The following is a 12,072-nucleotide window of genomic DNA, read 5'->3' as shown; positions in this document are numbered from 1 at the left end:
ATTAGCTACAAAAATAAAAGGATAGAAGTACAACTTTGTTACTATACTATGACGAGTACATTAAGAAATTAAAAACACAAAGATAATTGTAACAATAAAAGTATTCTTACGTATAAACAATAACTAATTTTAAATTAACAAATTATGAATCCTATTTTAATTGTATTACTAGTCTTCGGATTATTAATTTTATTGTCTTCCTTCTTTACGGTGAAACAACAAACAGCCGTAGTTATTGAAAGATTTGGAAAATTTATAAGCATAAGAAATTCAGGTTTACAGCTCAAAATTCCAATTATTGACAGAGTTGCGGGTAGAGTAAATCTAAGAATTCAACAATTGGATGTGTTGATTGAAACCAAAACAAAGGATAACGTATTTATCAAAATGAAAGTTTCGGTACAGTTCAAAGTAATTCAAGATAAAGTGTATGAAGCATTTTATAAATTAGAATTTCCACACGATCAAATTACGGCTTATGTATTTGATGTAGTACGAGCTGAAGTTCCAAAGTTAATTCTAGACGATGTTTTCGTAAGAAAAGATGATATTGCAATAGCTGTAAAAAGAGAATTGAACGAAGCCATGACTACATATGGATACGATATTATCAACACTTTAGTAACTGATATTGATCCAGATATTCAAGTAAAAAACGCCATGAACCGAATAAATGCTGCCGATAGAGAAAAAACAGCTGCGGAATTTGAATCAGAAGCACAAAGAATAAGAATTGTAGCCAAAGCAAAAGCGGAAGCTGAAAGTAAAAAATTACAAGGACAAGGTATTGCGGATCAAAGAAGAGAAATTGCTCGTGGACTTGTAGAAAGTGTCGAAGTTTTGAACAATGTTGGTATTAATTCTCAAGAAGCCTCGGCGTTAATTGTGGTTACACAACACTATGATACCTTACAAGCCATTGGTGCAGATGCCAATTCTAACTTAATATTATTACCAAACTCTCCACAAGCCGGAAGTGATATGTTGAATAATATGATTGCCTCCTTCTCTGCTTCTAGTCAAGTAGGACAAATGATGAAAAAAACGGAACGCGTGAAACCAAAAGAAATTGCAAAACCACAACCACCAGAAGAAAATCAAGACAAAAATTCAGAGGAAGTATAAAAAAAGAGGCTTAACGGCCTCTTTTTCTATTTATAATCCACCCAATAATGTAGGGTAAAGCTGTTTGTAATATCTGAACATAATTATTAGAAATGGTTGATTTAAAAGAACTTAAATAACTATTAATAATGTTTTTAGGTTCAAAACTCTCCTTAGTCTTTTGAACACTCAATAGCAATTTTTGAAAATGAATATCCTTTTCTAATTTCAGAATTTCTAAATCACGATCAATCTCGGCATAAGATGAATACTTTTTTGGGTCCATAATTTAATCGTTAAAAAAGATTTCAGAAAATTTCTCTAAAATTGGTCCCTCAACTATTTTATCTTTAATCATAAAGAAACCAAAAGTGAGTAAAAGATAAAAAGCACCAATTGATAAAAAACCTAAGGCATTGCTTTCTAAACAAGAACCAATAGCTAAAGCTGCTGCAATAGAACAAAATAATAAAACCATTGAAAAACAAAGCAATATCAAAGAAAACTTCAAAATCATGGTTGTAGATTTCATAGTTACCTTGAAGCCCCATAGCTTATAGTAAGCTACATTGCTTTCAATATAGGCTTGAAGTTGTTCTTGAATATCTTCTCTTTTCTCTTTTAGATCCTCTAAAGCCATAATTACAGGTTATTTTTGAAATTTAGCATTTTTTAATTTGAGTGCTGCTAATTTCTCTTCAAGAAAGGTAATAACATCTTCGGTTTTATGACTTGCATTAGAAACAAACTTATCCAAATTTTCCTCAAAATCATCTTTGGTTAAAAATGCTTTTTCAATAAGTCTATCTGAAACTTCAGAAAATTTTTCATTAAAATTATCTTTTGCCTCATCTACGCCTTCACGAATTTTTCTTCGTGTATTAGTTCCTTTGTCGGGAGCAAATAAAATTCCAATTCCTGCTCCAATAGCAGCTCCTGTTAAAAGTGCTAAAATGGTATTTCCGGTGTTACTTGCCATGATACTTAAAAATTAGTGTTATTAATTATAAAGATACTACTTTATTAACAAAACAAAGTTAACAACGTGATAAACTATTAAAAATGGGAGTTAAAATTGAAATAAAGCCTTTATTTAAAATAAAATTTAAAAGACATAAATTGAGTCAAAGAAATAAAAAAAATGTCTTAAAATCAATTTATGAAAGTCATTTTTCATAATAAAAAATTATAAAATTTTAATTTATAATAGAATTAATAAATAATAAAAAAGCATCCCAATAAAGGATGCTTTCTATAATAAAAACTTATACTTTAAAATCTTAAATTAAAGTTTGAAATTGATTCAAATGAACAGTATCATTCTGTAAATTATGAATAACGATTTCACGAACCAAAGTAGATTGACTTTTTAGAGACATCGTATACAATTTTTGTAACGCTTCAGATTCTATATCTTTAAAAGATACTTTATTGGAATATTTCAAAATTAAATTAGAAAACAGTAATGCATTATTGTCATTTTTAATGTTCTTGGTTACTGTTTGTGTCAATAAACTATAATTATCAATACTTTCTATATTATTAACAATGGAAGCTAGCAAAGTAGAAGCTACATTATCATCTTTTTCTTTTACGTATTTGTTAATTTCTTTTTGAGTATTCATCAAAAGATTTGCTTCTTTTTTGTCTTTCTCTTCCCAAGCATCTTTCAAACCAACTGTTTTGTTAAACACTAATTTTGAATCAGTTGCATCTTTATCCACAGAAAAATAACCCAATCTTTGAAATTGATAATGAGTACCAGAAACCGCATCTTGTAGACTTGGTTCCACATAACCCGTTACAATTTGCAAAGATGATGGATTTACAAATTCTAAGAAACTTTTCTCTTTATGACTATCAGGTGCTTCATCTGTAAATAAACGGTCATACAAACGAACTTCTGCTTCAATAGCGTGATTAATAGCAACCCAATGAAGCGTTCCAGCTACTTTACGTTTACTAGCTTCACTCCCACTTCCACTCAAAGAATCCGTGTCATAAGTGACGTGAATTTCTTTAATAGAACCGTCAGAATTCTTTTCAACAGACTCACCCTTAATAATATAACCATTTTTTAAACGTACTTCATTTCCAATACTCAATCTAAAAAATTTAGCTGGGGCTACTTCAAGAAAATCTTCTTTTTCAATGTATAATTCGCGTGAGAAAGGAACTTTTCTAAAACCAGCAGTTTCATCTTCTTGATTATTTTCGGCGTCTAACCACTCTACTTTGTCTTCTGGATAATTGGTAATAACTAATTTCACAGGATCCAAAACAGCCATAACTCTAGGTGCTTTTTTATTCAAATCTTCACGTAAGCAGAAGTCTAACAAAGAAATATCAATAATATTTTCACGTTTAGCAACACCTATCGTATCACAAAATTTACGAATAGAAGCAGCGGTATACCCTCTTCTACGTAAACCAGAAATAGTAGGCATTCTTGGATCATCCCAACCATTAACTACTTTATCTTGAACCAATTGTAATAATTTTCGTTTGCTCATAACAGTATAATTCAAGTTCAAACGAGCAAATTCATATTGATGTGGTCTTACTTTTTCCGTATCATAAATTTGATCCAAAAACCAATCATACAATTCACGGTGCATTACAAACTCTAAAGTACATATTGAGTGAGAAATTTGTTCTAAATAATCACTTTCCCCGTGAGCATAATCATACATTGGATAAATATTCCAGTCATTACCAGTACGATGATGATGACGATGTAAGATTCTGTACATCAATGGATCACGCATCAACATATTAGTAGAAGCCATATCAATTTTGGCTCTCAAAACATGGCTACCTTCTGGAAAATCTCCATTTTTCATGCCTTCAAATAACTGAAGATTTTCTTCAATCGTACGATTTCTATAAGGTCCATCAACACCAGGTTGTGTAGGCGTTCCTTTTTGAGCAGCCATTTCTTCGGAAGTTTGGCTATCTACATAAGCTTTTCCTTTCTTAATCAAAAGAATAGCCCAATCATACAATTGCTGAAAATAATCAGAAGAATACAATTCTTCAGACCAATTAAAACCTAACCATTTTACATCTTCTTTAATAGCATCAACGTATTCTTGCTCTTCTTTTGCAGGATTCGTATCATCAAATCGAAGATTAACTGGGGCATTATATTTTAAACCTAAACCAAAATTGAGACAAATAGATTTGGCATGGCCAATGTGTAAATAACCATTAGGTTCGGGTGGAAAACGGAAGCGTAATTGCTCTTTAGGAAAACCATTAGCAATACTATCTTCAATGATTTGTTCTATAAAATGAAGTGATTTTTCTTCTGCAGCCATTATATTGAAATTTGAACGGCAAAGTTATCAAAATTGTTGAGGAAACTAGGTATAATAGGGTTCTTTATTTATTTAATCTATTAAAAAAACAAAAGAATTTGTACTTTTAACGCAAGAAAAAAATACTTTATTTCATCAAATAATGGGCAAAATTAAACTAAAAAATATACGCACCTTTTCATATCACGGTTGTCTAATTGAAGAATCAAAAATAGGTTCAGATTACCGAGTTGATTTAGAAATTGAAACCGATTTAACACAATCTGCGCTATCAGACAAATTAAGTGATACCGTAGATTATGTATTATTGAACCGAATTGTAGTTGAAGAAATGGCAATTAGAGCGGAATTATTAGAAAATGTAGCTCATAGAATCATTGTTCGTGCTATGAATGAAGCTCCAACTATTACAAAAATTGAGGTTGAAGTTTCAAAAATAAATCCTCCCATTGGTGGTGATGTAGAAGCGGTTACCATTATTATGAGTAAAACACGTTAATAAATTTCAAAAATTAAAAAACCAAAAGAAAAGGCATTCTCTATTTATTTGGAATTTGAAATTTGCTTTTTGGAATTTTTGTATTACATTTGCAATCCGTTTAAACAATGGCGTCGTGGCCGAGCGGCTAGGCTGGGCTCTGCAAAAGCTCCTACTCCGGTTCGAATCCGGACGATGCCTCTAAAACCTTCAAGGAAACTTGGAGGTTTTTTTTATGGTTAATTTTTAAGAAAAATTAGATAAATATAGAGTTCGAATCCGGACGATAACTCTGAAATCTTCAAACAAACTTGGAGTTTTTTTTATGGTTAATTTTTAAGAAAAATTAGATAAAGAAAGCATTCGAATCCGGACGATGACTTTAATGCCTTCAAAGAAATTTAGAAGTTTTTTTAATGGTTAATTTTTAAGAAAAATTAGATAAAGAAAGCGTTCGAATCCGGACGATGACTCAAAAGGGATGCATAAATGTATCTCTTTTTTATCATTATTTTAAAAAATATGATAGTTAAGCATACTAAATAAAGTGTAGTCATAAACAAAAAAAACTTCTGAAAATCAGAAGCTTTTTTATCTTTTTTTGAATAGAAATGGCTCCTACTCTATCTTTTCTAAGGCATTTTTTACCATTTGTTTTTCACCTGGAAAAAATCCTTGGGTAATTAAAACTATTCCAAAAATCATTAAAACTACAGCTATTCCTTTTTTGATTTTATGAATGTTAGTAGGCGTCATTTTTGATTTTAATTTTTTAGCTAATACAATTTTAATACAATCAATTAGTAAATAAGAAAGAATTACTGAAACAAAAAAAGTCAACATTCTTGAGGTTTTCATATCCATTTTTGGACCAACAGAAATGATAACGGCTAACCAAAAACCCAACACACCAATATTGATAATATTCAGGAAAAAGCCTTTCATGAATAAGCTTCCGTAGTTCTTTTTAAGGATTTCATCTTGTAAAATTTCTTCAGGAGATTTCTCGGTATTTCTCAATTTTATAAAAGAAATAATGCCATAAGCTAACATCACAATTCCACCAAAAATAAACAAAGAAGGTTCATCTTTAAGACTAGTTATTAAACGATAACTTCCCAAATAAGCGATAGAAATAAAGACAATATCACCAAAAATAACACCCAAATCAAATACCATTGCGGCTCTAAATCCTTTACTAATACTAGTTTCTAGTAAAATAAAGAATACTGGGCCAATCATAAAACTTAAAAAAATTCCCCATGGAATTCCAGCTAAAATATCATTAATCATGTAGCAGTGATTAGTAATTAGTAATTAGTGAATAGCTAAAGGTCTAGTTCAAGTTACTTTTCAATTATAGTTCCACCAAGGATCGTTTGCTGATTGATTTGTTTAGGTTTACCATAAATGTAAATAGAGCCTCCAGCCTTCACTTTTGCATCCACTAAGGTAGTAGCATGGATTTCAGCTTTTCCTCCCGCTGCAACGTTTATAGTCGCTTGTGAGCTTATTAAATCTTTAGCTTCTAAAACACCACCAGAAGCAATCGTAATAGTTTGATTGTTTGTTTTTCCTATCAAGTCTAAAATTCCTCCAGAAACCGCTCTAATTACAGCTTTTTCTGTATCAAATTCGACTTTTATGGTAGCACCTTCTTTTGTATTCAAGGTTAAAAGGGTTTGTTTGAATGGAAAATCACAAGAAACATAACTTCCTTCACTGGCATCGATACTCTCAATTTTCTTGAAATGCAACTCAATTTTAATATCGTTTCCAGACATTAACTTCGGAAAAGGCATTCTTAATTTCAATTGACCATTATTATTAACAAATTCTACTTCACCAGCTCTTGTTCCTGAAATACTGACCTTATTTTCGTTTGAAGGAATCAACTTTACAGTCAATTGATCAAATACTTTTACACTATCAAAATCACCTAAATTTTTGGTTACCTGAGCCTGTAAATAACTCGTTACAAACAATGTAACTATAATTATTATCTTCTTCATAGCTTATCTTTTATTGATTATTACTTCTGATAAAATGAAAATCCAATTGTTTTTTCACCAAATCAGCATTCTTAACTTTTACATAAATTTCGTCACCTAATTGTAATAAATTATGTGAAGTAGCGCCAACCAAGGCGTATTGCTTCTCGTCAAAAGTATAATAATCTTCTTTAATATCACGAATTCTTACCATCCCTTCGCACTTATTTTCGATGATTTCTACATAAATTCCCCATTCCGTTACTCCTGAAATTACACCCAAAAATTCTTGCTCTTCATGATTTTGCATGTATTTAACCTGCATGTATTTGATAGAATCACGTTCTGCATTAGTAGCCAAACCTTCCATAGTCGAAGAATGCAAACATTTGGTTTCATAGGTTTCTTCATCTACAGATTTTCCTCCATCTAAATAAAACTGTAACAGTCTATGCACCATTACATCAGGATACCTACGAATAGGTGAAGTAAAATGAGAATAATAATCGAAAGCTAATCCGTAATGTCCAATATTATCTGTTGAATATTTGGCTTTACTCATCGAACGAATGGCTAAAGTATCAATCAAATTTTGTTCTTTTTTACCACTTACCTCTTCCATCAAAGCATTCAAAGATTTAGAGATATCGCCTTTGTTTCTAAAATCAATTTTATAACCAAATTTAGCAATCACATTTTGCATTGCAATTAGCTTATCTTCATTGGGTTCATCGTGAATTCTGTAAATAAAAGTTTTCTTTTGTTTCCCAATATACTCAGCTACTTTTCTGTTGGCCAAAAGCATGAATTCTTCAATCAAATGATTGGCATCTTTTGCTATTTTGAAGTACACGCCTTCTGGTTCTCCTTCTTTATCTAAATTGAATTTTACTTCGACTTTGTCAAAAGAAATAGCCCCTTCATTCATTCTATTTCTTCTTAAAATTTTGGCTAATTCATCCATTTTAAGAGTAGCTTCTACAATTTCATCGGCCACCACATAGCTACTTCCTGTGATAGAAGTTTCTATTGGAATCGTATTGTCTTTGGTTTCGATGATGTATTGTGCTTCTTCATACGCAAATCGCTGGTCTGAAAAAATAACCGTTCTTCCAAACCATTGGTTCACTACTTTGGCTTTGGCATCCAATTCAAAAATAGCCGAAAACGTATATTTCTCTTCTTGAGGACGTAACGAACAAGCGAAATTTGATAAAACCTCTGGTAACATTGGCACTACCCTATCTACCAAATACACCGAAGTGGCGCGTTGATAGGCTTCATCATCAAGTATAGTTCCTTCTTCTAGATAATACGAAACATCAGCAATGTGAACCCCTATTTCGAAATTACCATTCTCTAATTTTTTGAAAGACAAGGCATCATCAAAATCTTTGGCATCTTTTGGGTCTATGGTAAAAGTGAGTGTATCTCGCATATCGCGACGTTTGGCTATTTCACTTTCTTGAATCGTAGTATCAATTTTTTGAGCAAAGGTTTCAACTTCTATTGGAAACTCAGAAGGCAAACCATATTCTGCCAAAATAGCGTGAATTTCTGTATCGTGTTCTCCTGGTTTACCGAGTACTTTTTCAACTCTACCAAAAGGACTATCCGCTCTTTTAGGCCAATCTTCGATATGAACCAGAACGACATCTCCTTGTTCTGCCTCTCCTATTTTATCTTTTGGAATAAAAATATCCGTGTACATTTTTGGATTGGCGGTCGATACAAAAGCAAAATTCTTTTGAATGTCAATTACACCCACAAAATCAGTTTTGGCTCTTTCGACTACTTCAATTACTTCGCCTTCAGGACGTTTTCCTTTTCTTCTATTATAAACATAAACTTTTACTTTGTCTTTGTCTAAAGCACGATTCAAATTATTGGTTGGAATGAAAACGTCTTCTTCAAAATCAGGACAAATGAAATAAGCCGTCTTACGCCCCGTCATATCGATGATTCCTTCGTAATAATCTTGGCTTATGGCTTTCACAAGATACTTTCCTGGTTCGGTTTCAATTATTTTTTTGGCAGCTGCCAAAAGTTTCAAATCTTTGATAATTTGATTTCTACTTTGAGTATCATCTAGTTCAAGCGTAGCTCCTATTTGCTTGTAGTTAAACCCTTTGTTAGGGTTTTGAGCCAATATTTTTAAAATTTTATCACTAAAATCTTTCTCTTTCTTGATCGGCTTTCTTAATCTTTTACGCATATATCTTTTCTAATAAAGTCTAAAATTACAAAATAGTTAACGGTAAACAGTGCATGTGCTTTAGTTTTAAATAAAATATAACTTTAACTATTTTTTTTATCTTTATAAAAACAACCTCATGGAAGATTTTAAAACTATAGCAGTCTTTACTTATCCACATGAAATAGTGGTTTTAAAACACATTTTAGAGCTAGAAAAAATCCCTTTTTTCTTTGAAAACGAAATCACTCTCTCGGTAGCTCCTTTTTACACCAATGCGCTGGGCGGAATCCAACTCAAAGTACATCCCAACGATTTCGAAACCGTTCAAACTATTTTAGACAACCTCAATAGCAATTTGAAAATTGTCTAACAGCTCCTACCCTACTTTTTCAAAATTCAAAGTTGTCAACATTCATTAAAATAATAAAAAAGAAAATTTAAAATTTAAATATTTTTTAATGGTTATTATAGCGTGTTAATAATGGCAATAATTTTTTTATTATTTGTTTAAATATGGAGTTTTACTTTTTTATTTTGAGTTATTAACACTATTTTTAATACTTAAAAGGTTTATTTTTAGTTCTTTTTTAATTTTAATTAACAACGGTTGATAACCAAATTTTAAATCAAAATGTAAATAAGTAATTTTAAAAAACTTGTTAATAAATCATGAATAGTTATTGATAAATATTCCAAAAATTAGCCAAACTTTTTTTGTTTTATTCATTCCAATTTTGGATTACAATTTTTTTTAATACTGACTAAAAAAACTTCTAATTTTCTTTCCGAACTTATTAACATTTTGTGTTAATTTAAAGTTAACTGAATATCAAGTAATTACGTTTTGCTATTAACACTGCAAAAAATTAACATTTTAATTAAAGTAAATGACTTGATTTTTAGTATTTTATAGAAATATAAAAATTGTTGAAAACTGCTAAAATACTCGTAGTATGAGAGTTAAATGTACGCTACTTTTTTTGGTGTTTTAAGTAAAACAATCCCTTTATTCATGCCTTTGCAAAAGTAAAATTTATCATCAAAACTCAATTAGATTGGTTAAATTTGCATTCTCACAACTTAATACATTGACAAATGAAAATTTCTATCGGAAACGATCACGCAGGACCAGATTATAAAAAAGCAATTGTTCACTATTTAGAATCTTTAGGGCACGAAGTAACTAATTACGGAACAGATTCAGAAGACTCAGTAGATTACCCAGATTTTGGACATCCTGTTGCCAATGACGTAGAACAAGGTAAAGCCGATTTTGGAATTGTGATTTGTGGAAGTGGAAATGGAATTGCAATGACGGTAAACAAACACGCTGGTGTAAGAGCTGGTCTTTGTTGGACCAAAGAAATTGCTTATTTAACACGTTTACATAATGATGCGAATGTTCTTAGTATTCCAGCGCGCTTTACTTCTATTCAACAAGCTGTTGAAATTGTAGAAACCTTTTTGGTTACAGATTTTGAGGGAGGAAGACACCAAAATAGAGTGAATAAAATCGCTTGTCAATAAAAAAATTTTCGAGGTGCTTCGCACCATTTTAGTATAAAAAAACCGCTTAGTATTATTATAAACTAAGCGGTTTTTGTTGTTTTTATTTTTGAAGTTTTTCAAACAATGCTTTTAATTTGAAATCTTCTTGAATGACATGATTTTTGGTGGAAATCATTGTTTTAATAGACTGAATTCTATCTTTTGTCACTGGATGTGTACTCAAAAATTCAGGCATTTCGATACTATGTTCCTTTTGTAATCGGTGGAATAAAGTCACCATTCCTTTTGGATTAACGTTATTTTTGGTCACAATTGCAAAACCTTCTTCGTCGGCTTCTCGTTCATATTCTCTAGAGAAGGATAAAGATTGTAAAGTGTTTACATTATCTCCAATAACTGCCATTACTCCATTTACATCCCCTAAAACAGTAGAAATGAAAAGGTAACCTGATAAATTTCTACAAAGCATTTTCATCGAATGACGGTTGTTTACATGAGCAGCTTCATGACCGATCAAGCCTACTAATTCGTCATAATTTTTCATTTCTTTCAAAATGCCAGTATAAACTACAATGGTACCATCGGGTAGGGCATAGGCATTCATAATGTCAGCATCGATGACTTTAAATTTCAACTTCTTTTTGTTGTTGAGTTGTAAATTAGCGGCAAAATCATTCAATATTTTTGATTTTTCTACCTGACTCTCTCCTAAAAGATAATTTTCGTCTATAAAAGTTTCGCCTAAGGAATCATCGTAACTTTCAGGAATCAGCACCACAGATTTTTCGGCTACCCAAGGGAGCATATATACATATGATAAGCCAATGATTGTCAACAAAAACAACGCTAAAAACACATGAAATTTCAGTGGTTTTTGTATGAGGGTTTGATACCAACTCAATTGTCCTGATGTTTTTCTGAATTGATTAATTGAATTGATCAATGCAGCATCGGTAATTTTTATGGTTTGAATTGGATCTTCACCGTGTTGCAAAAATAAGGCGGTACTTCTATGTTCAAATGCAATCGCACTGATTGACCACGTATAGGATGCTGTTCTTTCAGGAAAAGAATTTTCTTCCTCATTTACACTATTTTTTGATTCCATTTGGAAGGTAAACTGCCCAATAGTTGAATCAAAAAATAAATCGATGGTTTTTGGAACAGAAGATCGTCCGTCATAAAAAATGCTTTTAGAAACTGTAGTCATTTTTTAAATAATTAAATCCAAATCTAAGAAATCACTAATATCTTCGCCTGTTGCATCTTTGAAGTTTTCTTCGGTTTGTGTAAGACTATCCAAATCGATATTCCCTTCAATTTCTATATGGGTAAAAATGTATAGAGCTGTAAAGATATTTTCTTATATTTCGGAAAACAAAAAAGGTTATGGAATCATTCAAAGGAGAAAGTATTATTGATTTTTTTGACACATTCAAAACAGACTTAGACTGTTTGGAATATTTGGCTTCA

The 12,072-nt window shown here is 31.2% G+C and carries 12 protein-coding genes and 1 tRNA gene; 5 read left to right on the top strand and 8 right to left on the bottom strand.

What is annotated here, in order from left to right:
• Positions 1–144: 144 nt before the first annotated feature.
• Complete coding sequence (locus tag O9307_RS09030) at positions 145–1,125, top strand: SPFH domain-containing protein (protein ID WP_298298004.1); 981 nt, start codon at positions 145–147, stop codon at positions 1,123–1,125.
• A gap of 10 nt (positions 1,126–1,135) precedes the next feature.
• On the opposite strand, the gene O9307_RS09025 is transcribed toward O9307_RS09030, so the two are convergent.
• The 4 genes from O9307_RS09025 to O9307_RS09010 form a co-directional block, all read right to left on the bottom strand.
• Complete coding sequence (locus O9307_RS09025; RefSeq protein ID WP_298298001.1) at positions 1,136–1,390, bottom strand: DUF6327 family protein; 255 nt, start codon at positions 1,388–1,390, stop codon at positions 1,136–1,138.
• 3 nt (positions 1,391–1,393) lie between these two features.
• Positions 1,394–1,744, bottom strand: coding sequence for a competence protein (locus O9307_RS09020; protein WP_298297999.1), 351 nt, complete (start codon positions 1,742–1,744; stop codon positions 1,394–1,396).
• A 9-nt stretch (positions 1,745–1,753) separates the two neighbouring features.
• The gene (locus O9307_RS09015; RefSeq protein WP_298297996.1) at positions 1,754–2,083 is read right to left on the bottom strand and encodes a YtxH domain-containing protein; all 330 of its coding nucleotides are present in this window, start codon (positions 2,081–2,083) and stop codon (positions 1,754–1,756) included.
• A gap of 301 nt (positions 2,084–2,384) precedes the next feature.
• Positions 2,385–4,424, bottom strand: coding sequence for a glutamine--tRNA ligase/YqeY domain fusion protein (locus O9307_RS09010; protein ID WP_298297993.1), 2,040 nt, complete (start codon positions 4,422–4,424; stop codon positions 2,385–2,387).
• 142 nt (positions 4,425–4,566) lie between these two features.
• Here O9307_RS09010 and folB point away from each other — a divergent pair, with 142 nt between their 5' ends.
• Together folB and O9307_RS09000 are read left to right on the top strand one after the other, a co-directional pair.
• Positions 4,567–4,923, top strand: a complete 357-nt coding sequence (gene folB / locus O9307_RS09005; RefSeq protein WP_298297990.1) for a dihydroneopterin aldolase — start codon at positions 4,567–4,569, stop codon at positions 4,921–4,923.
• Positions 4,924–5,032: 109 nt separating this feature from the next.
• Positions 5,033–5,103 (top strand) — tRNA-Cys (locus tag O9307_RS09000).
• Positions 5,104–5,520: 417 nt separating this feature from the next.
• Here O9307_RS09000 and O9307_RS08995 read toward each other — a convergent pair.
• Genes O9307_RS08995 through rnr form a run of 3 tightly spaced genes read right to left on the bottom strand, consistent with a single transcriptional unit; the run spans position 5,521 to position 9,108 of the window.
• A complete protein-coding gene (locus O9307_RS08995) occupies positions 5,521–6,195 on the bottom strand; it encodes a LysE family transporter (RefSeq protein ID WP_298297988.1) in 675 nt (224 codons plus the stop codon).
• A 53-nt stretch (positions 6,196–6,248) separates the two neighbouring features.
• Positions 6,249–6,914, bottom strand: coding sequence for a head GIN domain-containing protein (locus O9307_RS08990; protein ID WP_298297985.1), 666 nt, complete (start codon positions 6,912–6,914; stop codon positions 6,249–6,251).
• A 10-nt stretch (positions 6,915–6,924) separates the two neighbouring features.
• Positions 6,925–9,108, bottom strand: a complete 2,184-nt coding sequence (gene rnr, locus O9307_RS08985) for a ribonuclease R (RefSeq protein ID WP_298297982.1) — start codon at positions 9,106–9,108, stop codon at positions 6,925–6,927.
• 118 nt (positions 9,109–9,226) lie between these two features.
• On the opposite strand from rnr, the gene O9307_RS08980 reads away from it, so the two are divergent.
• Positions 9,227–9,460 carry a DUF2007 domain-containing protein gene (locus tag O9307_RS08980; RefSeq protein ID WP_298297979.1) on the top strand — a complete coding sequence of 78 codons (234 nt, stop codon included), beginning with the start codon at positions 9,227–9,229 and terminating at the stop codon, positions 9,458–9,460.
• Between the two features lie 725 nt (positions 9,461–10,185).
• Positions 10,186–10,617: a ribose 5-phosphate isomerase B gene (gene rpiB, locus O9307_RS08975; RefSeq protein WP_298297976.1), complete on the top strand. Its 432-nt coding sequence runs from the start codon at positions 10,186–10,188 to the stop codon at positions 10,615–10,617.
• A gap of 82 nt (positions 10,618–10,699) precedes the next feature.
• Here rpiB and O9307_RS08970 read toward each other — a convergent pair whose 3' ends face one another.
• Positions 10,700–11,809: a M48 family metallopeptidase gene (locus tag O9307_RS08970; protein WP_298297974.1), complete on the bottom strand. Its 1,110-nt coding sequence runs from the start codon at positions 11,807–11,809 to the stop codon at positions 10,700–10,702.
• Positions 11,810–12,072 lie beyond the last annotated feature (263 nt).

The organism is Flavobacterium sp. (genome assembly GCF_027531905.1).
Classification (GTDB): domain Bacteria; phylum Bacteroidota; class Bacteroidia; order Flavobacteriales; family Flavobacteriaceae; genus Flavobacterium.
Note: the sequence above shows the minus strand (reverse complement) of the source record. Positions and strands in the feature narration are given on the sequence as shown.